This is a genomic window from Streptomyces doebereineriae, from assembly GCF_031845645.1.
In the GTDB taxonomy this organism is placed as follows: domain Bacteria; phylum Actinomycetota; class Actinomycetes; order Streptomycetales; family Streptomycetaceae; genus Streptomyces; species Streptomyces canus.
On sequence record NZ_JAVREZ010000001.1, the window covers coordinates 99,048 to 118,376 of the forward strand.

24 protein-coding genes are annotated in these 19,329 nt (G+C 71.7%); 15 read left to right on the forward strand and 9 right to left on the reverse strand.

The window, feature by feature from the left end; translation table 11 throughout:
• Window positions 1–82 precede the first annotated feature (82 nt).
• The 6 genes from RNB18_RS00465 to RNB18_RS00490 are packed head-to-tail and all read left to right on the forward strand — an operon-like array spanning window position 83 to window position 3,811.
• Entirely contained in the window at window positions 83–265 is a 183-nt protein-coding gene (locus tag RNB18_RS00465; RefSeq protein ID WP_311712110.1) for a hypothetical protein, read from the forward strand.
• On the forward strand, window positions 262–714 hold the full coding sequence (locus RNB18_RS00470) for a monovalent cation/H+ antiporter complex subunit F (protein ID WP_311712111.1): 453 nt from the start codon (window positions 262–264) through the stop codon (window positions 712–714). The genes RNB18_RS00465 and RNB18_RS00470 overlap by 4 nt, the downstream gene beginning before the upstream one ends.
• Window positions 707–967 carry a hydrogenase subunit MbhD domain-containing protein gene (locus tag RNB18_RS00475; protein ID WP_280860863.1) on the forward strand — a complete coding sequence of 87 codons (261 nt, stop codon included), beginning with the start codon at window positions 707–709 and terminating at the stop codon, window positions 965–967. The genes RNB18_RS00470 and RNB18_RS00475 overlap by 8 nt, the downstream gene beginning before the upstream one ends.
• Window positions 964–1,704 (forward strand): hydrogen gas-evolving membrane-bound hydrogenase subunit E, encoded by a 741-nt coding sequence (mbhE, locus tag RNB18_RS00480; RefSeq protein ID WP_311712112.1) that lies wholly within the window; start codon window positions 964–966, stop codon window positions 1,702–1,704. Before RNB18_RS00475 ends, mbhE begins: the two co-directional genes overlap by 4 nt.
• A complete protein-coding gene (locus RNB18_RS00485; RefSeq protein WP_062040132.1) occupies window positions 1,704–2,051 on the forward strand; it encodes a sodium:proton antiporter in 348 nt (115 codons plus the stop codon). The genes mbhE and RNB18_RS00485 overlap by 1 nt, the downstream gene beginning before the upstream one ends.
• Window positions 2,051–3,811, forward strand: a complete 1,761-nt coding sequence (locus RNB18_RS00490) for a complex I subunit 5 family protein (protein ID WP_311712113.1) — start codon at window positions 2,051–2,053, stop codon at window positions 3,809–3,811. Before RNB18_RS00485 ends, RNB18_RS00490 begins: the two co-directional genes overlap by 1 nt.
• On the opposite strand, the gene RNB18_RS00495 is transcribed toward RNB18_RS00490, so the two are convergent.
• A complete protein-coding gene (locus RNB18_RS00495) occupies window positions 3,812–4,474 on the reverse strand; it encodes a DUF4230 domain-containing protein (RefSeq protein WP_311712114.1) in 663 nt (220 codons plus the stop codon).
• 151 nt (window positions 4,475–4,625) lie between these two features.
• On the opposite strand from RNB18_RS00495, the gene RNB18_RS00500 reads away from it, so the two are divergent.
• Window positions 4,626–5,819, forward strand: coding sequence for a cytochrome P450 (locus RNB18_RS00500; protein ID WP_311712115.1), 1,194 nt, complete (start codon window positions 4,626–4,628; stop codon window positions 5,817–5,819).
• A gap of 6 nt (window positions 5,820–5,825) precedes the next feature.
• On the opposite strand, the gene otr(A) is transcribed toward RNB18_RS00500, so the two are convergent.
• Window positions 5,826–7,673 (reverse strand): tetracycline resistance ribosomal protection protein Otr(A), encoded by a 1,848-nt coding sequence (gene otr(A) / locus RNB18_RS00505; protein ID WP_311712116.1) that lies wholly within the window; start codon window positions 7,671–7,673, stop codon window positions 5,826–5,828.
• Window positions 7,674–7,893: 220 nt separating this feature from the next.
• Between otr(A) and RNB18_RS00510 the strand changes: the two genes are divergently transcribed.
• Window positions 7,894–8,847, forward strand: a complete 954-nt coding sequence (locus RNB18_RS00510; protein WP_311712117.1) for a ribose-phosphate diphosphokinase — start codon at window positions 7,894–7,896, stop codon at window positions 8,845–8,847.
• Window positions 8,848–8,854: 7 nt separating this feature from the next.
• On the opposite strand, the gene RNB18_RS00515 is transcribed toward RNB18_RS00510, so the two are convergent.
• Together RNB18_RS00515 and RNB18_RS00520 are read right to left on the reverse strand one after the other, a co-directional pair.
• Entirely contained in the window at window positions 8,855–9,271 is a 417-nt protein-coding gene (locus RNB18_RS00515) for an anti-sigma factor antagonist (protein WP_311712118.1), read from the reverse strand.
• Window positions 9,272–9,404: 133 nt separating this feature from the next.
• Window positions 9,405–9,842 (reverse strand): MarR family winged helix-turn-helix transcriptional regulator, encoded by a 438-nt coding sequence (locus RNB18_RS00520; RefSeq protein WP_311712119.1) that lies wholly within the window; start codon window positions 9,840–9,842, stop codon window positions 9,405–9,407.
• A 103-nt stretch (window positions 9,843–9,945) separates the two neighbouring features.
• Between RNB18_RS00520 and RNB18_RS00525 the strand changes: the two genes are divergently transcribed.
• Entirely contained in the window at window positions 9,946–11,400 is a 1,455-nt protein-coding gene (locus tag RNB18_RS00525; protein WP_311712120.1) for an aldehyde dehydrogenase family protein, read from the forward strand.
• Window positions 11,401–11,442: 42 nt separating this feature from the next.
• Window positions 11,443–12,549, forward strand: coding sequence for an NAD(P)-dependent alcohol dehydrogenase (locus RNB18_RS00530; protein ID WP_311712121.1), 1,107 nt, complete (start codon window positions 11,443–11,445; stop codon window positions 12,547–12,549).
• A gap of 4 nt (window positions 12,550–12,553) precedes the next feature.
• Here RNB18_RS00530 and RNB18_RS00535 read toward each other — a convergent pair whose 3' ends face one another.
• A complete protein-coding gene (locus RNB18_RS00535) occupies window positions 12,554–13,504 on the reverse strand; it encodes an NADP-dependent oxidoreductase (protein ID WP_311712122.1) in 951 nt (316 codons plus the stop codon).
• A 71-nt stretch (window positions 13,505–13,575) separates the two neighbouring features.
• Here RNB18_RS00535 and RNB18_RS00540 point away from each other — a divergent pair, with 71 nt between their 5' ends.
• Both RNB18_RS00540 and RNB18_RS00545 read left to right on the forward strand, forming a co-directional pair.
• Entirely contained in the window at window positions 13,576–14,535 is a 960-nt protein-coding gene (locus RNB18_RS00540) for a GlxA family transcriptional regulator (RefSeq protein ID WP_311712123.1), read from the forward strand.
• A gap of 61 nt (window positions 14,536–14,596) precedes the next feature.
• Window positions 14,597–15,436: a hypothetical protein gene (locus RNB18_RS00545; protein WP_311712124.1), complete on the forward strand. Its 840-nt coding sequence runs from the start codon at window positions 14,597–14,599 to the stop codon at window positions 15,434–15,436.
• A 7-nt stretch (window positions 15,437–15,443) separates the two neighbouring features.
• On the opposite strand, the gene RNB18_RS00550 is transcribed toward RNB18_RS00545, so the two are convergent.
• Window positions 15,444–16,007 carry a TetR/AcrR family transcriptional regulator gene (locus tag RNB18_RS00550; protein ID WP_311712125.1) on the reverse strand — a complete coding sequence of 188 codons (564 nt, stop codon included), beginning with the start codon at window positions 16,005–16,007 and terminating at the stop codon, window positions 15,444–15,446.
• Window positions 16,004–16,366, reverse strand: a complete 363-nt coding sequence (locus tag RNB18_RS00555) for a DUF1304 domain-containing protein (RefSeq protein WP_311712126.1) — start codon at window positions 16,364–16,366, stop codon at window positions 16,004–16,006. The genes RNB18_RS00550 and RNB18_RS00555 overlap by 4 nt, the downstream gene beginning before the upstream one ends.
• A gap of 90 nt (window positions 16,367–16,456) precedes the next feature.
• On the opposite strand from RNB18_RS00555, the gene RNB18_RS00560 reads away from it, so the two are divergent.
• From RNB18_RS00560 to RNB18_RS00570, 3 genes are all read left to right on the forward strand, one after another.
• Window positions 16,457–16,990 carry a GNAT family N-acetyltransferase gene (locus tag RNB18_RS00560; protein ID WP_311712127.1) on the forward strand — a complete coding sequence of 178 codons (534 nt, stop codon included), beginning with the start codon at window positions 16,457–16,459 and terminating at the stop codon, window positions 16,988–16,990.
• Between the two features lie 25 nt (window positions 16,991–17,015).
• Window positions 17,016–17,483, forward strand: a complete 468-nt coding sequence (locus RNB18_RS00565; protein WP_311712128.1) for a pyridoxamine 5'-phosphate oxidase family protein — start codon at window positions 17,016–17,018, stop codon at window positions 17,481–17,483.
• 78 nt (window positions 17,484–17,561) lie between these two features.
• On the forward strand, window positions 17,562–17,954 hold the full coding sequence (locus RNB18_RS00570) for a VOC family protein (protein ID WP_311712129.1): 393 nt from the start codon (window positions 17,562–17,564) through the stop codon (window positions 17,952–17,954).
• Window position 17,955: 1 nt separating this feature from the next.
• Here the strand turns inward: RNB18_RS00570 and RNB18_RS00575 are convergent, their stop codons facing one another.
• Window positions 17,956–18,252 carry a DUF4235 domain-containing protein gene (locus RNB18_RS00575; RefSeq protein ID WP_311712130.1) on the reverse strand — a complete coding sequence of 99 codons (297 nt, stop codon included), beginning with the start codon at window positions 18,250–18,252 and terminating at the stop codon, window positions 17,956–17,958.
• Between the two features lies 1 nt (window position 18,253).
• Window positions 18,254–19,291, reverse strand: a complete 1,038-nt coding sequence (locus RNB18_RS00580; protein ID WP_311712131.1) for a glutathione S-transferase family protein — start codon at window positions 19,289–19,291, stop codon at window positions 18,254–18,256.
• Window positions 19,292–19,329: the final 38 nt, after the last annotated feature.

The following is a 19,329-nucleotide window of genomic DNA, read 5'->3' on the forward strand; positions in this document are numbered from 1 at the left end:
GTCGACACCGCACGCCCCAGGGCCGGTGTTTGGATGGCGCGCGACGGACCTTTCCCGGGCCGCGGTGGCGAGGAGGTGGCGCATGAACGGGCGTACGACACTCCTCGCCACGGCCGAACTCCTCGGCTGGTGGGCCGCGCTCGCCGTGCTCTGGCTCGTGTTCATCAGCACCGTGGACACCCTGGAACTCGCGGTCGGCGCGGGCGCCGCCTGCCTCGGCGCACTCGCCGCCCGGGCCGCCCGAAGGGCGGTGACGGGACGGTGAACGGCTGGATCCTCGCGGCGGCCGTCACCCTCGGCGGGGGAGTGGGCGCCACCGTGTGGGGCGTCGCCACCGGGCCGCTCAGCCGCCGGGTCGTGGCACAGAACCTGTGCACCCCGTTCGCCTGCCCCGCCCTCCTGCTGCTCTCCCAGGGCTACGACCGCCCCTCCTACGTCGATCTCGCCCTGGTCCTCGCCCTGCTGGGCCCGGTCGGCACCCTCGTCTTCGCGAGGCTGCTCGCCGACGAACTGGCCGAGGACCCGCCGAGCGCCTGGGGTCTGACCTACGCGGCCGCCGCGGTCGGCGCGGTGGTCGTACCCGCGTTGTGCGTGGCCGTCGGGCCGAGCCGGGCCATGGCCAAGCTCCTGGTCGTCGGCGTCCTGCTGATCGGCGGGAACGTCGTCGCCTCACGTGCCCTGTCCGGCGGCTTCCCGGAGGTCCGCCGTGGCTGACGCGGTGATCGTCGTCGCCCTGCTTCTGGTCGCCGTCTCCGCGACGGCGGCGGTGGCCGTCCGCGACCCCGTGCGCCAGGCCCTCGTACTGTCCGTGCTCGGTGTGGTCCTCGCGGTCCTGTTCACCGTGCTGCAGGCACCCGACGTGGCCCTGTCGCAGCTCGCGGTCGGCTCCGCCCTCACCCCGCTGCTGCTCCTGCTCGCGGTCCACAAGGTGAAGCGGCGCGGGCGGAAGGAAGGACGCCACCGGTGAGCCGACGCGTCCGACTGTGGCTCCTGGCGGTGGGCGGCGCGGGCCTGGCGACCCTCTTCGTGGCCGCCGCCCTCGACCTGCCCGCCTTCGGCGGCGACCGCCATCCCTACGGCGACCGGGCCGTCCACGCCTCCCTGGCCCGGCACACCGCCAACGTCATCGCCTCCGTCAACTTCGACCAGCGCGCCTTCGACACCCTCGGCGAGATGACCATCCTCTTCGCGGCCGTCATCGGCTGCGTGATCCTGCTGCGCCAGACCCGCGACGAACACCGCGACCGCCCCGCCCCCGAGAAGGTGGCCCGCCCGGTCCGCCGCCACGCCCTCCTCGTCCTCCCCGTCGCCCTGCTCACCGGCCTCTACGTGATCGCCCACGGCCAGCTCAGCCCCGGCGGCGGCTTCCAGGGCGGCGTCGTCGCCGCGACCTCCCTGCACCTGCTCTACCTGGGCGCCGACTACCGGGCCCTGGAACGCGTCCGGCCGGTCGGCCTGTACGAGACCGGCGACGCGATCGCCACCTCCGCCTACGTCGTCACCGGCCTCGCCGGACTGATCGGCGGTACGGCCTTCCTCGCCAACACCGTGCTGCCGTACGGCACCTTCAACACGCTGTCCTCCGGCGGCACCGTCCCCCTGCTGAACGCGGCCGTCGGCATGGAGGTCGCCTGCGCGGTCGTCGTCCTGCTCGCCCGCTTCCTGGACCAGGCCGTCGAGATCGAGGAGGGGAACGGGAAGTGATGGATGTCTTTCCCTATCTGGTGGCCGGATGGGTCTTCCTGGCCGGCTGCTACGGCCTCGCCACCAGCCGCAACCTGATCCACGCCGTCGGCTGCCTGTCCGTGTGCCAGGCCGGCACCTACGTCCTGCTGCTGACGGTCGGCTACCGCGACGGTGCCACCGCCCCTGTCTTCTCCGACCTGAAACCCGGCTCCCGCCCGGTCGTCGACCCGGTCGTGCAGGCCCTGACGCTGACCGATGTCGTCGTCGGCGCCACCGTCACCGCCCTGCTGCTCGCCCTCGTCGTGCAGATCTCCAAACGGCACGGCACCGTCGACCCCGACGAACTCTCCGAGCTGCGCGGCTGATGGACGCTTCGCTGCCCCTGCTGGTGGCCGTACCGCTGCTCGGCGCCACCCTGCTGGTGGCCGGCGGCCGCATGTTGCCCCGGCCCGTCGCCGAGACCGTCGGCTGCGCGGTCTCCGCGGGCACGGCCGGCCTCGCCCTCGTCCTCCTGCTGAACTGCTCCCCGCCCTTCCTGGAGTGGGCCGGCGGCTGGACACCCGTGGACGGACAGAGCGTCGGCATCGTGCTGACCGGGGACGGCCCCGGCCTCGGCATGGCCGCGCTCGCCTCCCTGCTCACCCTGGCGGCACTGGCGTACTCCTGGCACTACTTCGACGAACCGCCGCGCGGCCACGCCGGTTCCTTCCCCGCGCTGCTGCTGCTCTTCCAGGGCGGCATGTGCGGGTTCGCGATCGCGGGCGACCTGTTCAACGCTTTCGTGTGGTTCGAGCTGATGAGCGTCGTGGCGTACGCCCTCACCGGGCACCGGGTCGAGGAGGCCAGAGCCGTGCAGGGCGCACTCACCTTCGCGGTCGTCACCTCGCTCGGCGCCTACGCCATGCTCATGGGCATCGGGCTGCTGTACGCGCGCACCGGCGAACTCGGCATGCACCAGATCGGGCGCGGACTGGACGCGCACGGACGCCCCGACGCCCTGGTCCTCGCCGCGTTCGTCCTGGTCATGACCGGACTGCTGGTCAAGGCGGCCGCCGTCCCCTTCCACTTCTGGCTGCCCGACGCGCACGCCGTCGCCCCCACCCCGGTGTGCATGCTGCTGTCGGGTGTCATGGTCGAACTCGGCGTCTTCGGCGTCTGGCGCGTCTACGGCACGGTCTTCTCCGGACCCGGCGGCGTCCCGGCCCCCGAGTTCGAGCGGGCCCTCGTGGTGCTGGGCGCGCTGACGGCTGTGATCGGCGCGGTGATGTGCTGGTACCAGCGGCACATCAAACGGCTCCTGGCCTACTCGACGGTCGCCCACACCGGGCTCTTCCTCGTCGGCATCGGCGTCCTGAAGCCCGAGGCCGACGACGGGATCGCCCTGTACGTCCTCGGCCACGCCGGAGTGAAGGCCGCCCTGTTCGCGTGCACCGGCATCCTCCTCGACCGGTACGGCAGCGTCGACGAGCACGCCCTGTACGGCAGGGCCCGCGAACTGAAGGGCGTCGCCGTGCTGTTCGTCCTGGGAGCCCTCGGCCTCGCGGGCCTGCCGCCGTTCGGCACGGCACTCGGCAAGTCGGTGACGGAGGAGGCCGTGGGAGGCCCGCTCACGGTGCTGTACGTGGCGGCGAGCGCGGTGACCGCCGCGGCCGTTCTGCGGGTCGCCGCCCGGGTGTTCCTCGGCCTGGGCCCCAGGCCCGAGGCCGGTTCGGGGTACGAGACCACCGGCTCCGGCGAGCGGCCCGAGACCCGGCACCGGCTCAGCCGGATCCCGGACACCATGACGGCGGTGCCCGCCGTACTGCTCGCCGGAGCCGTCACCGTCGGCGTGGCCCCCGGTTTCGCGAAGGTGGTCGCCCACTCCGTGAACGAGACCGGATCCGCGGGGGTGTTCACCTCCGTCCACTGGACCCCGGCCGGGGTCCTGTTGGGCCTGGTCTCGACCCTGCTGGCCGGGGTCCTCGCCCTCCTCGCCGTCATCCGCCCGAAGCCGTTCGCCGCACCGGACCGGGCGCTGCCGCTACGGCGCCTGCAGTCCGGGCACGTCGGCGACTACGTGGCATGGGTGCTGGTGGGCACCACCGTGCTCGGCGCCCTCACCCTGCCGGGCATGCTCGGCGGCTGATCAGTTGCCGTAGGTGACCTCGACCTTCTTGAAGCCGAGCGAACTCAGCAGGCCCTTCAGCATGTTGGTGGTGTTGGTCTCGGCCCGCTTCGTCAGCTCGCTCTCCTTCGCCGCCTCGTTGATGTGCTTCACCGCGAGCTTCTGCACGGCCTGTTCGCCGTTGGGGTTGTCGGAGAAGAAGTCGCCGAGCCGGTCGAGCAGACCGCGCTGCTTGGAGACCGCGTAGGAGCGGTCGGCGTCCAGCGTGGCCTTGCCGAGCTGCGCGTGCGGCAGATGGAGGGTGGCGGCCGTGCGGTCCTCGTTGACCGTCACGTCGTTCTTGGCGACCTTGCCGAGGTCGACATAGGCGTCGACGGCGCCCGCCCCGACATACAGGGTGCGGGAGCCGCGGATCGCGTCGGGCAGGTACTTGGTGTCCTTCTCCAGATCCACGACGACCTGGAAATTGCCGGAGGCGGCGTCGTAACGGCTGATGTCCTGGATGGACTCCAGAAGTGCGGGACCCGAACGGTCGTGGGTCTCCGTGCCGAACAGGTCCTTGAGGCCAGGGAGCACACTGAACCGGATCCCGGCGAAGAACACCACGAGCACCACCACGACGGCGGTCAGTATCTTCGCCCAGCCGGGCATGCGCCTGGACACGCGCCTGATGGGAGTCGTCATGCGACGGCCCTCCTTCCTACTGCACGGATGCCCAGGGATGACCCCCAAAAGCCCTGCCGGACCGTCTTGTTGGCCGATTGGGACACTGACGGGACACAGCGGGGCGCACTAGCGTGGAGAACTCCGTGTACCGGCGTGTCTGGAGACTTGGATGAGCACAGACAGCACGTCCCGGACCCTTCGTCCCATGCACCGCATCCCCCTGCCCGAGAACGGCCCGCCCCGGCTCACCACCCTGGCCACCGGCACCCCGGTGTGGCTCGTGACCCGCTACGCCGATGTGCGCCAGGTGCTCATGGACCCCCGCTTCAACAGGAAGTCCCTCAGGGACGCGGACGCCCCGCCCCTGCTCGTCGTACCGAACCTGCTGGACTCCCCGGACGGCCTCCTCAACCAGGACGGCCCGCCCCACCAGCTGCTGCGGGGCACGGTCCAGCGGGCCTTCACCCCACGCGCGATCGCCCGCTGGCGGCCCTGGACCGCCTCCGTGGTGGAGACCCTCCTCGACGATCTCGCGGGGCAGCCACAACCCGCCGACATCGTCGAGGGGTTCACCCGCCGGCTGCCGGTGTCGGTGATCTCCCGGCTGATGGGCCTGGAACACGCCGACTGGGAGCGCATCCGGGACTGGGCCGACCACGCCCTGTCCGGCGGTGCGCACAGTGCCGAGGAAGTCGGCGCGGCCATGCGGGAGTTCGGCCTGTTCTGCGCGGAACTGGTCGCCGAGCGGCGCAAGGAGCCGGGCGACGACCTGGTGAGCGCCCTGGTCGTCGCCGGCGACGACCTCGGGATCGAGGAGCCCCGACTGGTCGTCCTGGTCCTGGGCCTGGTCGTCGCCGGACACGAGACGACCATGACCGCCCTCGGCAACATCGTCGTCCATCTCCTCACCGACGGGCGGCAGGCCTGGCCGGGGCTCGCCGAGAGCCAGGAGGCGGCCGAGACCGCGGTCGAACAGCTTCTGCGCACGATCCCGTTGAGCGAGGGGAGGGTGCTGCCCGGGCTGATCCGCCGGGCCGTGGCGGAGGTCGAGGTCGGCGGGGTGACGATTCCCGCCGGAGCGGTGGTCGCCGTCCAGACCAACGCGGCGAACAGGGACCCCGACGTCTTCCCGCAGCCCGACGAGACCGATCTGTTCGCCCCTCTCACCACCCCGAGCGTGGTCTTCGGTGCCGGTCCCCACCACTGCCTGGGCGCCTGGCTGGCCCGCCTGGAGCTGGGGCTGGCCCTGCATCGGCTGGCGGTCCGGTTCCCGGGGCTGCGGGCCGAGTTCACGCAGGAGACGATCGAGTGGCGGGAGGGGCAGATGACACGGGGGCCGCGGCGGTTGCCGGTGTCGTGGTGAGTGCTCCTAGTGAGGCTTGAGTTCCCGGTCGCCCGAGGGCCGGGACCACCACACCCCTTCACCGTGCGTGAGACCGGGCAGTCGGAGTTCGATCTCGCGCACCCTCCGGGCCGGGAGCTCGCCGGTGATCAGCCATGCGGTGGTGCCGCCGGTTGTGCCCGTGAACTCGGCACCCGCTGAGGCGAGTTGCGCGGTCACCGGGGCCAGCGCATCGAGGGGGACCTCCGCCTCGAACGTGTGATACGGCTCGAACAGCCGCGTCCCGGCCTGCTCCAGGGCCCGGCGCAGCACGATCGGCGTGAGCCCCCGGAAGTCGGCGGCGGTACTGAGCGGCCCGACGAAACCGGAACGGACGAGGACGACCCGGTAGTCCGTCACGGTCGCGCCCGTCAGCCCGGTCCGCATGCTCGCGTGGACCGTCTCCTCGATGGCCTGGTGGAACGCCCGGGGGAGTGCGCCGAGTTCCGTCTCGTACGCGAACACCCCGCCGGAGCCCCGCTCGCCCGGCTCGACCCGCAGTCCGATCGTCGCCCAGTAGCGCACGCGATCGTGCCGGGGCAGTTCGTCGCAGGCCTCACCGGTGCCGCGCGGGCGCTCCAGGTACCGGACCCGGGCCGGCTCGAAGTCCACCTCGACACCGAAGTCCTGGGCGAGGGTCGCCGCGAGCACCTCCATCTGGACCTCGCCGTAGAGGAGCAGTGTGGTGGCGCCCGCGGTCGTGGGACGGGCGTGGATCAGCGGGTCCTGGTCGGCGAGGGTCAGCAGCGCCGAGCGCAGCCGCGCCGCCTGTTCGGGGTGACGGGCGGTGACCAGGGTTTCCAGGGTCGGGGGCGCGAACTGCGGTGTGCGCTCGGTGAGTTCGCCGAGCCGGTCGCCCACGCGCAGGCCGGAGGAGAAGGTCAGCGCCGCGATGTTCCCCGCGGTCAGCGGCCCGGCGAGACGGGTGACCCGCCCGGAGACCCGGCTGGTCGTCCCGTCGGCCTCACGTCTGAGGAGGGTGAGGCGCTGCCGTTCGGTCACCTCACCGCCGTAGAGCCGCAGATACGCGGTGCGCTCGCCGCCGGGTCCGGGCCGCACCGCGAACACCGTCCCGCGCGGATCGCCCTCGGGTGTCACGGGAGGGCGGGGGATCAGCCGGGTCATCCCCTCGACCAGTTCGGGGATCCCCTGGCCGCCGAGGGCGGAGCCGAAGAACACCGGGTGGAAGGAGCCGTCGGCGGTGCGGGCGGCAAGGGCCTTGTGGAGGTCGTCAGGGGTGGGCTCCGGGCCGTCCACGACCGCCGTGAGGATGTCCGGGTCCACGTCGGCGAGAGCCTCGGCAAGTCGCCGGTCGTCCTTCGCGAGGGCCGTCACGTGGGCGTCGGGCGTGCCGATGCCCGCCACCTGCGTCAGCGGGGCGACGTACGGCGTCAGCCGGCGCCGGATGTCGGCGAGCAGGCCGTCGGCGCGGGCGCCCGCCCGGTCGATCTTGTTGACGAAGACCAGTGTGGGCAGCCGCAGCCTGCGCAGGGTCCGCATCAGTACCCGGGTCTGCGCCTGCACGCCCTCCACGGCGGACAGCAGCAGCACCGCGCCGTCGAGTACCTCCAGGGCGCGCTCGACCTCGGCGATGAAGTCGGAGTGGCCCGGGGTGTCGATGAGATTGATCCGGGTGTCGCCGACGGTGAAGGAGGCGACCGCGGAGCGGATGGTGATGCCGCGCTGCCGCTCGATCGCGCCGTCGTCCGTGCGGGTGTCACCGGTGTCGACGCTGCCGAGCCGGTCGATCGCGCCGTGGTCGAACAGCAGCCGCTCGGTGAGGCTGGTCTTACCGGCGTCGACGTGGGCCAGAATGCCGATGTTCAGGGTGTGCATACGGGGTGGAGTCCTCGGAAGCCGTGGGCCGAAGGGGGCACTGGGTGACTTCGAGGAGTCGGCGCATGCGGGGCATCCTGACGTGAGAGGGCTCGGACATCGCCATGATGGCGCCCCTGCGCAGGGGGACCGCAACCGAATATCGGCGGCCGGGCAGCCGGGGGGCGAGCCCAGTAGCATGAGCCCGGCAGCCCGAGATGATCATCCTAGGAGCAGGTCCGTGCGAGACATCGCCGTGTTCAGCGGTAGCGCCCACCCCGAGCTGGCGGCGGAGGTCTGCGCGCATCTCGGTGTGCCGCTCAGTCCCACCCGGGTCAGCCGTTTCGCCAACGACTGCCTGGAGGTGCAGCTCCAGGCGAACTGCCGGGAGCGGGACGTCTTCCTCATCCAGCCGCTGGTCAGGCCGGTCCAGGAGCACCTGGTGGAGCTGCTGCTGATGTGCGACGCGGCACGGGGTGCCTCGGCGCGCCGGATCACCGTCGTCATGCCGCACTACTCCTACGCCCGCTCCGACAAGAAGGACGAGCCCCGCATCTCCCTCGGCGGGCGGCTCGTCGCCGACCTGATGGTGTCGGCCGGGGCGAGCCGTGTCCTCGCCATGACCCTGCACTCCCCGCAGGTGCACGGCTTCTTCTCGGTGCCCGTCGACCACCTGCACGCCCTGCGCGAGCTGGCCGCGCACTTCCGGCAGTACGACCTCTCACGCACCACCGTCGTCTCCCCGGACCTCGGCAACGCCAAGGAGGCGGCCGCCTTCGCCCGGCTGATCGGCGCCCAGGTGGCCGCGGGCGCCAAGCAGCGGTTCGCCGACGACCGGGTCAGCATCAGCGACGTCATCGGCGAGGTCGCCGGACGGGATGTCATCGTGCTGGACGACGAGATCGCCAAGGGCAGCACGGTCCTGGAACTGCTCGACAGGCTGAGGGAGTTGGGCCCGCGCTCCATCCGGGTCGCGTGCACGCACGGCCTCTTTGCGGACGGTGCCCTCAAGAGGATCGGCGAGCAGCCCGACGTACTGGAGATCGTGTGCACCAACACGGTGCCGGTCCCCGACGAGGAGCGCACCGACAAGCTGCAGATCCTGTCCATCGCCCCGGCGCTCGCCGAGGCCGTACGGCGCATTCACAACGGTGAGTCCGTCAGCGCCCTGTTCGACGCGCCCCGGAGCGAATAGCGCAGGGTCATAACGGCTCGGACGTGGCCTCGGGCTGGCCCAGGGCCGCGTCCAGCGACGGCAGCGGGGGCAGCAGCCGGGCCAGGCCGGTCACCCGGATGACCCGCAGGGTGAGCGGATGTGTGCAGACCAGGAGCAGCCTGCCGTTGTTGTCGAGCACGCGCGAGCGGGCCCGGTACAGCAGCCGCAGCCCGGAGCAGTCGAAGAACTCCACGCCGCTGAGGTCGATGACCAGCCGTGCGTCGGGACGTCCCGTGACGCGGTCCAGGTGGGGGAGGAGCTCCACGGCCGCGGCGATGTCGATCTCCCCGCGGAACTCCAGCACCGTGTGACCGCGGTCCTGGTGGACGCGCAGATGCCGGGACAGCGGCGCGGATTCCTGCTGCACGACGACATCGCCTCCAACCGGCTCCACAGGCGGCATGGGGTGCGTGCCAATCCGTTCCCCGCCCTGCAAGTTACCCTCGATGGAGTGAATTTGAGCATGTTCGATTGACATATGTCTGCGAATTGCGGCCGCCAGTTCGCAACGGGTTCACGCGGGGCTCGCGCCCGGCTCACGACAGGGCGTGCCAGGCCGTGGTCAGCGCTTGACGGAACTGCTCGGTCTGGTGCGCGGTGAGGTCCCGCACCATCCGCTCCTCCAGCTCCCGCACCGGGCCCTCGTGCTGGGCGAGCAGCGCGCGCCCCTCCTCGGTCAGCAGGATCAGCAGTTCGCGGCGGTTCTTCGGATTGCGCTCCCGGCGGATCAGTCCGCGGGTCTCCAGGGACCGCACGAGATCGGCGATCGACTGGGCGGTGACGAACGAGTCCCGGGCCAGTTGAGCCGCCGACAACCCGTCGTGCCGCTCGAGGACCGTGAGGGCCGTGTACTGCAGAGCGGTGATCCCGGACGGCCTGACCAGCTCGTCCAGATGGGAACGGACGACGAGCTCCACCTGTTTCACCATGTAGAGGAGCGACGGGGGCGCCTTGGTCACCTGTGTGTCGAGCATGGGTTCAGGCTAGAGCATTGACAGGAAACCTGTCTGTAAAGAGACTGCGAACCAACAGGAATCCTGTTGGTTGAAATCTTGGCGACGAAGCTGAGGAGCGGCGATGTCCCCCATCGAGATCGAACCCGGACGGCTGTTTGTGGGCGGCCAGTGGCGTGAGGCCGCCGACGGCGCACGCACCGAGGTGGTCGACCCGTCCCGGGGCGCGGTCGTCACCACCGTCGCGGAGGCCGGCGCCGCCGACGTGGACGCGGCCGTCCGCTCCGCCCGGGAGGCCTTCGACGGCGGCGCCTGGTCCGGCCTCAGCGGTCGCGAGCGGGGCCGGATCCTGCACCGGGTCGCCGAACTGATCCGTGAGAACGCCGACGAACTCGCGCAACTGGAGAGCCTGGACGTCGGCAAGCCGATCTCGCTGTGCCACGCCGTGGACGTGACCAACGCGGCCAACGACTACGAGCACTTCGCGGCCCTCGCCCACTCCCTGGACGGCTCCGTCCGGAACACACCCATGAACGCCCTCGCGTACACCAAGCGCGAGCCGCTGGGTGTGGTCGCCGCGATCACCCCGTTCAACTTCCCGCTGATCCTCGCCGGTTCCAAGATCGGCCCCGCGCTCGCCGCCGGCAACACGGTCGTGCACAAGCCGGCCGACGAGACCCCGCTCAGCGCCCTCTACATGGCCGGACTGCTCCAGCGGGCCGGCGTCCCCGACGGGGTCGTCAACGTGGTCACCGGCGCCGGGCCGGTGGCCGGTGAGGCCCTGCTGCGCCACCGCGGGGTCGACAAGGTCGCCTTCACCGGCTCCACCGCGATCGGCCGGCACGTGGCGGCCACCGCGGGAGAGGCGCTCAAGCCCGTCACCATGGAGCTCGGCGGCAACGCGGCCAACATCGTCTTCGAGGACGCCGACCTGGAGAAGGCGGTCGGCGCGATCATCAAGGCGTTCGTCTTCAACACCGGCCAGTTCTGCATGGGTGGCCCGCGCCTGCTCGTGGCCCGCTCGGTCCACAGCACCCTGCTGGGCATCCTCGCCGACGCCGTGCCCGGCGTGCCGGTCGGCGACCCGCGCGACCCCGGGACCGTCGTCGGTCCGATGGCGGGGGAGAAGCACCTGAAGAAGGTCGAGGAGTACGTCGACCTGGCCCGCAAGGAGGGCGGCCGGATCGTCTGCGGCGGTGAGCGCCTCGACCTGGACGGCGGCTTCTACTACAAGCCCACGGTGATCGCCGACCTCTCCAACGACTCCCGGGTCGTGCAGGAGGAGATCTTCGGACCGGTGCTGACCGTGCAGCCCTTCGACAGCGAGGACGAGGCCGTCGCCCTCGCCAACTCCACGCCGTACGGCCTGGCGTCGGGCGTCCAGACCACGAACCTCGCCCGCGCGCACCGGGTTGCGGACCGGCTCCAGGCGGGCATCGTCTGGGTCAACGACTGGGCGATGCTCGACCCCGCGGTGCCCTTCGGCGGGGTCAAGGACTCCGGCTACGGCCGCGAGTACGGCCCCGAGGCGCTCGACGCCTACACCAGGGTCAAGTCCGTCGTCGTCTCGCTCGACTGAGCGCGCGCCCGAACACGCTTGAAGACAAAGGGAGTTCGTACGATGCCCACCACCACCCGCGCCGCCGTCGTCGAGTCCGGCGGAGCACCCTTCACCCTCTCCGACATCGAGCTCGACGAGCCCGGGCCGCACGAGGCGCTCGTCCGCATGGTCGCCACGGGTCTGTGTCACACCGACCTCGGGGTGGCGAGCGGCGGACTGCCCTTCCCGCTGCCCGGAGTCCTCGGACACGAGGGCGCGGGAGTCGTCGAGGCCGTCGGACCGGCCGTCACCGGTGTCGCCCCCGGCGACCACGTCGTGCTGTCCTTCACCTCCTGCGGCGACTGCCGCAACTGCGACGGCGGCCACCCCGCCTACTGCGCCACCTGGCTGCCGCTGAACCTCCTGGGCGGCCGCCGGGCCGACGGCACCAGCACCATCAGCCGGGACGGCGAGCCGCTCGGCGGCCACTTCTTCGGCCAGTCCTCGTTCGCCGAGCGCGCCCTGGTCGACGAGCGCAGCCTCGTCAAGGTCGACCGGGACGTGCCGCTGGAGTCCATCGCCCCGCTCGGCTGCGGAGTGCAGACCGGCGTCGGCGCCGTGTGGAACGTCCTGAAGCCGGTCACCGGTTCCACCATCGTGGTGCTCGGCGCCGGAGCGGTCGGCCTCTCCGCCGTCATGGCCGCCGCCCTCACCCCCGCCACGACGATCGTCGCTGTCGACCGGGTCGGCGAACGCCTCACCTTGGCAAGGGAGTTGGGCGCCACCCACACCGTCAACGGGGCCGAGGAGGACCTCGGCGAGGCGCTCGCCGCCATCACCGGCGGTCAGGGCGCGGACGGCATCGTGGAGACCACGGGCAACGTGAAGGTCCTGCGCCAGGGCGTCGACGCGCTCGGCGCGCGCGGCACGGTGGTCGTCGTGGGCGCACCGCCGTTCGGCACCGAGGTTGCCCTCGACGTCAACGGGCTCCTCGGCGGCAAGCGGGTCGTCGGCCTCACCCTCGGCGACGCCGAGACCCAGAGCTTCATCCCCGCGCTGGTCCGTCTGGTGAAGGAGGGGCGCCTCCCGCTGCACCGCCTGATCAGCACCTATCCGTTCGCGGACATCGACCAGGCGGTGCGGGACATGGGCGCGGGCAAGGCGATCAAGCCCGTGCTGACGTTCTGACGGGTCAGTCGACCACCAGAACCAGCTTCCCCTTCGTACGGCCGGTGTCGCCCAGCGCATGCGCCTCGGCGGCATCGGCCAGCGGGAAGGTCCCCGCGATCGTGGCCCGCAGCTCGCCCTTCTCCACCAGCTCCGCGATCGCGTTCATCCCGGCGCGGTCGGCGTCCACGAGCATCCGCACGGCCCTGACGCCCAGCCGCTCGGCCTCCTTGCCGAACTCGTCCGAGCCGACCGGGAGGATCGACACCACGATCCCGCCCGGCCGCAGCACCCGCAGCGAGCGCACGGACGTGTCGCCGCCCAGCGTGTCCAGCACCACGTCGACGTCCTGCACCGCCTCGGTGAAGTCCGTGTCCCGGTAGTCGATCACCTCGTCCGCGCCCAGCTCGCGCAGGAAGTGGTGCTTGCCCGCGCTCGCGGTCCCGATCACATACGCGCCCCGCGCCTTGGCGATCTGCACGGCCACATGACCCACCCCGCCGGCCGCCGCGTGGATCAGCACCCGCTGGCCCGGCCGGAGTTCCGCGTTCTCGACCAGCGCCTGCCACGCGGTCAGGGACACCAGCGGCAGCGCGCCGGCCTGCGTGTGGTCGATCGACGACGGCTTGTGCGTGAGGGCCCGCACCGGCGCGACGACGTACTCGGCGTGCGAACCGTGGCCCCACGGGTACGGCAGCATGCCGAACACCTCGTCACCGGGCTGGAAGGTGGCGACCCCGATGCCGACCGCCTCGACCACGCCGGAGACGTCCCAGCCGAGGACGAACGGCGGCTCGCCGAGGAAGCCGCCGGTGGCGCGGTGCTTCCAGTCGGTGGGGTTCAGGCCGGCCGCCCGCACCCGGACCAGTACCTGGTTGGGACGCGGCGCGGGGCGCTCGACCTCGATCTCCTCGAGGACCTCGGGACCGCCGAGGGTGGTCTGGCTGATGGCTCGCATGGTGTTCACAGTGCTCATGGTCGTCCAGCCTGCCCGGCCCCGCCCGTCCGGGAAATGGCATGATTGCCAAGCTTCGATAGGATCGTGCCATGCGACATGTGGAGCGGACCGAGCGGGTCGTGGTGCTGGCCCTGGACGGCGTGTACCCCTTCGAGCTGGGCATCCCCAGCCGGATCCTCGGCGCCGCCGACGGCCGGTACGAGGTGCTGACCTGTTCGGTCGACGGCCGACCGGTGCGCAGCAACGCCGACTTCACCATCGGCGTCGAGCACGGGCCCGAGATCCTGGCCGGCGCCGGCACCGTGGTGATCACCCCCGTCTCGCCGGAGCGGATGCCCGCCGAGCTCCCGGAGGAGGTGCGCGAGGCCCTCGCGTACGTCCGCCCCGAGGCCCGGATCGTCTCCATCTGCACCGGCGCCTTCGTCCTCGCCGCGGCCGGTCTCCTGGACGGCCGCCGGGCGACCACCCACTGGCAGCTCGCCGGCCGCTTCCGGAGCATGTTCCCGCACATCGACCTCGACCCCGATGTGCTCTTCGTCGACGACGACCGCATTCTCACCTCGGCCGGAGCCGCCTCCGGCGTGGACGTCTGCCTGCACCTCGTCCGCAAGGACCACGGCAGCGAACTCGCCAACGCCGTCGCCCGCCGCTGTGTGGTCCCGCCGTTCCGGGACGGTGGCCAGGCCCAGTACATCGAGCAGCCGGTCCCGGAACAGGGCGCCGCGAGTACCGCCGGGACCCGCGCCTGGGCGCTGGAGCGCCTCGACGAGCCCCTGACCCTGGCCGACCTCGCCGCGCACGCCCGGATGAGCCTGCGCACCTTCGCCCGCCGCTTCAACGACGAGGTGGGCATGAGCCCCGGCCGCTGGCTCATCCAGCAGCGCGTCGCCCGGGCCCGGCACCTCCTGGAGTCCAGCGACCTGGCGGTCGACCAGATCGCCGGCCGCGTCGGTTTCGCCACGGGCGCCTCCCTGCGACAGCACCTGCACGCGGCGATCGGGGTGTCACCGCAGGTGTACCGGCGGACGTTCCAGACGGCGGCGCGCTGAACGTTCCGGTGCCCCGCGGCGTCGAAGGATCATGAGAGCGGGCGGAGCAACGGGGGTCGGGATGCGCAGAAGGCTGTCGGCGGCGCTGGGGGCGGCGCTGGTCATGGTGGTCGTGGGGTGTGACTCCGGGGACGACGTGGTCGTCGACGGTACGGCGCCGAGCTCGCCCTACGGCGGGCCGCTGAACGTCCCCACGAAGGAACTGGACGAGTACACCCCGCAGGCGCTGCGGCTCGCCTCAGGGGCCGCGGGCCGGGCCCTGGAGTGCGCCGGGGAGATCTACCTCGGCAACGGCCCCGACGGCTGGAACAGGGACGACGGCGGGGACAGCCCGGAGGAAGGACTGAAGCTGTACTTCCACCTGTTCGACCCGGGCGACCCCCGGTCCGGCTACCGAGTCGAGCGCCGCGAGACGGACCGCGTGCTGTACTCGTACGACGTCGACGGGCGGACCAAGGTGGCGGTCGTCGTCGCCAAGGACCAGCAGGACAGGCCCGGTTGGGGCCCGGAGTCCAGCGCGTCCTGCGATCCGTCCGAACTCCCGGCCGACTGGACCGACTCCCACGGCTACGAGATCTGGACCGACCGCGCGGGAGAGCGGGTGCCCACCACCGAGGTGAGCAGCGGTCCCGGGGACGACCACTGCGACTGGGATGAGGTGCACTTCCTGGACCTCGGAGAACGGAGGTACGCCCGCGACCCCGAGGGCCTGCTCGAACCCGGCATGCTCACCGCGGCCTACGACGGTTCGACCGACCTGCCGGCGGACGCACGCGACACCGGATACCGGTACGAGGACAGGCAGTTGTGGCTGACCGACGACCGACGCACGGCGTACGTCCGCACAGCCGACGGCGTGGAGGCCTGGCCCCTGCTCAGGGAACACCTGGCCTGCAAGTGATCCGGCCTCACCGGCTCGCGTGCAGCGCGACCAGCAACTGCCAGACCTGGTCGGCGATGTCGGCCGCGGTGGCGTCGAGCAGGCCGTGCAGCCAGTCGGCCAGTACACCGGCGAAGGTGGCCGCGACCGCCGAGGCGACCAGAGGGGCGTCCGCCGCGCCCGCGAGCTCGCGCTCCCGCAGGCTGTAGGCCCTCAGGTCCCGGTGCAGGACCCTGCCGAGGGGGCCGCCGCCGCCCGGTGCGAGCAGGGACCGGTACAGGGCGGTGTGCGGGGTGAGCGAGCCGAAGAACTCCGCGAGCGCGGGCGGCGCGTGCACCGGGTCGGGCCGCCCGCGCCAGGCGTGCAGCGCCTCCACGGCGTCCCGTACGACGTCCGCGCAGGCATCGACGGCGAGCGCCTCCAGACCGTCGTAGTGCACGTAGAAGGTCGCCCGGCCGACCCCGGCCCGCCGCACCAGCGCGGCCACGCCGACCTCCTCCAGCGGCCGCTCGGCGCACTCCGCGAGCAGCGCCTCCCGCAGCCGCGTCCGGGTGCGGGCCGCCCGCGGGTCCTCGGGTGCGGCGCGGGTCACCGCGCTGCGAGCACGGCCGCCAGGGCGAGCGCGCCGGGCAGGGCCTGGGCGGCGAGGATCCGGACGTTGGCGGTGACAGCGCCGTACACACCCGCGACGATCACGCACACCAGGAAGAACACCTGCGCCCGGAACCCGGTCGGATCCCCTGCCACGAGCCCCCACACCAGCCCCGCCGCGAGGAAGCCGTTGTACAGGCCCTGGTTGCCGGCCATGGCGGCGGTGGCCCGGGCCATCTCCCGGTCGAAGCCGTGAAAGGACATCCCCGGCTTCTTCTGCCACAGGAACATCTCCATCACCAGGATGTACACGTGCAGCGCCGCCACCAGGGCGACGAGCACATTGGCCAGGATCTCCATCAGCTTCCCCTACTTTTGGACGTGTGTCCACTATAGCTGGACAACCGTCCAGGAAGTCCACTGTCAGTGTCGGCGGCTAGCGTGAGCGCCATGACCACCGAGGAAGACCTGACCGTGCGCCGTGCCCGCCCCGACGACATCCCGGGGCTCGTCGCCTCCAGCGCGGGCCTGTTCGCCGAGGACGCCGGAACCAGGGACCCGAGCGTCGACGTCGGCTGGCCGCGCGAGCACGGAGCCGCCTCGTTCACGGCGGCCCTGGCGGACTCGGCACGGCTCGTCCTGGTGGTGGCGTACGACGGTGAGGTGGTCGGGCACCTGTCCGGATCCCTGGCCGAACCCTCGGCCGTGCGACCCGTGAAGTCGGCCACGCTGAACGGCCTGTACGTCCGCCCGGCCCATCGGCGCGCGCGGGTCGGCGCCCGCTTGGTGGAGGAGTTCCTGGCCTGGGCCGGGGCGCAGGGGGCCGTGCAGGCGGAGGTCGCCGCCTACGCGGCCAACCCGGAGGCGATCCGTTTCTACGAGCGCCAGGGATTCGGGGCCCACGCCGTGACGCTGCGACACGTCCTAGGCCGAAAGGCGGAGGTGGAAGCCGGTCCGAACGGCCAGACTGATGCCGTCACTTGATGATCCAGCAGGAGGACGCACGCCGATGGCCCCGCAGCCGCCACGCCCCGCGAAGCAGCGTAAACAGGACACCCTGAACCGACTGGAGCACGACGAGGACGTCTGGGTCGCCACGGCCCCGGACGACGGCTCGGGTGTGCCGTACCTCGTCCCGCTCTCATTCCTCTGGGACGGCTCCACCATCCTCCTGGCCACCCCGGCCAACAGCCCCACCGGGCGGAACCTCAAGACGACCGGCAGAGTGCGCCTCGGCCTCGGGCCCACCCGGGACGTCGTGATGATCGAGGGCACCGTCGACACCCTCACCCAGGCCCAGCTGACCGGCGAGGAGGGGGACCGCTTCGCCGCGGTGACCGGCTTCGACCCCCGCCAACTCACCACGCCCTACCTGTACTTCAGGGTCCACCCGCAGCGGGTGCAGGCCTGGCGGGAGGCCAATGAGCTCACCGGGCGTGAACTGATGCGGGACGGACAGTGGCTGGTCGCCGACTGAATCGGCCGTGCCGGGATATCCGCAAGGTAGAAGGCCGCGGGGCGCCAACACCCCGTGGCCGAACCCTTCGGAGGAGACATGGCACTGGTGAAAGCGGGGGTCGTCGTGCTCGACTGTGCCGAGCCCGAGAAGCTCGCCGTGTTCTACAAGGACCTGCTGGACGCCGAGGAGACGGACGCGACCGCCAACCGCGTGGAGATCAGGGGCGCCGACGGCTTCCGGCTGGCGTTCCGCCGTGATGTGAACGCCACGCCGCCGAGCTGGCCCCGCCCCGAGAACTCCCTCCAGGCCCACATCGACTTCGTGGTGGAGGACCTGGACGCGGTCGAGCGCAAGGTGGTGGAGCTCGGCGGCCGCCCGCTGGAGGCGAAGGACGTCGCCGGGCCGTTCGAGGAGCGCGGCTACGCCGACCCCGCCGGCCACTCCTTCACCCTGCGCATGGTCACCCCGACCGCGCCCAAACAGGGCTGAGTCAGTCGCGGCCGCCCTTCTCGTCGGTCGGCCAGACTCCGGTGGAGCGTTCGATGGCTGTGGCGCCCGCGCGGTCCACCGCGCTGCGAACCACGGCGAAGATGGCGCCCTGGACCGCCGCAGCCAGCAGGATCTCTCCCCAGCGGCGGTCACGGTCCAGGGCGTCGGGCGCGTCGTCCTCGTGCCGGATGGCCTTCCAGGTCTTCTGGAAGGCCAGTCCCGCCAGCGTTCCGCTCGTCCAGCCGAGTACGAAGCCGAGGGGCTTGTAGGCGAGGGGCAGCTTCTTCTTCTTTGCCACGTCAATCTCCTTGCTCAGTGGTGGGTCGGTGGTGCGCCGGGACCGCCTCGGCCGTCGGCACCGGCCCCGGCGGGGTCCCGTCGCCGAACGGGCGGCCGCCGAGCTCCGCACGGTGATGCGGCGTCAGCCAGCCCGCCAGGTCCGGCCCGAGCGGGACGATGCCGGTCGGATTGACGCCGGTGTGCACCTGGTAGTAGTGCCGCTTGATGTGGTCGAAGTCGACGGTGTCACCGAAGCCCGGTGTCTGGTAGAGGTCGCGGACGTACGCCCACAGCACCTCGTTCTCCGCCAGCTTCCAGCGGTTGCACTTGAAGTGACCGTGGTAGACGGCGTCGAAACGCACCAGTGTGGTGAACAGCCGGATGTCCGCCTCGGTGAGGGTGTCCCCGACGAGATACCGCTGCCGGGCTAGGCGCGAGGTCAGCAGGTCGAGCCGGCGGAACACGCCCGCGCAGGCCTCCTCGTACTCCTCCTGGCCGGTGGCGAAACCCGCCCGGTACACACCGTTGTTGACGTCCTCATACACCTCCGCCATCACCGTGTCGATCTCGTCGCGCAGCGCCCGCGGATACAGATCGGGCGCGCCCTGACGGTGCAGGGCCGTCCACTCGGTGGCCAGGTCCAGGGTGAGCTGCTGGTAGTCGTTGGTGACGAGCTTCCCGCTGGGCACGTCCACGAGCGCGGGCACGCTCACCCCGCCCGGATAGTCGCGCTCCCGCTTGTCGTAGGCCTCGCTGAGGTAGCGGATGCCGAGCACCGGGTCGCGGTCGTCCGGGTCCAGGGTGAAACGCCAGCTGCGGTCGTCCTGGATCGGGTCGGCGATCGCCATGGACAGCGCGTCCTCCAGTCCGAGCAGCCGTCGCGAGATCACCGCCCGGCTCGCCCAGGGACACGCACGGCTGACCACCAGCCGGTAGCGGCCGGCCTCCACCGGCCAGCCGTCCCGGCCGTCGGCGGTGACCCGGTCCGCGAAATGGCTCTTGGACCGCTTGAACGCCTTCTGGCCGTACGAGCTGTTGCCGTCGTCGGCGCTGTCCATGGTTCCTCCCGGAGTACACCTGTCCTGGTGGACGCGTT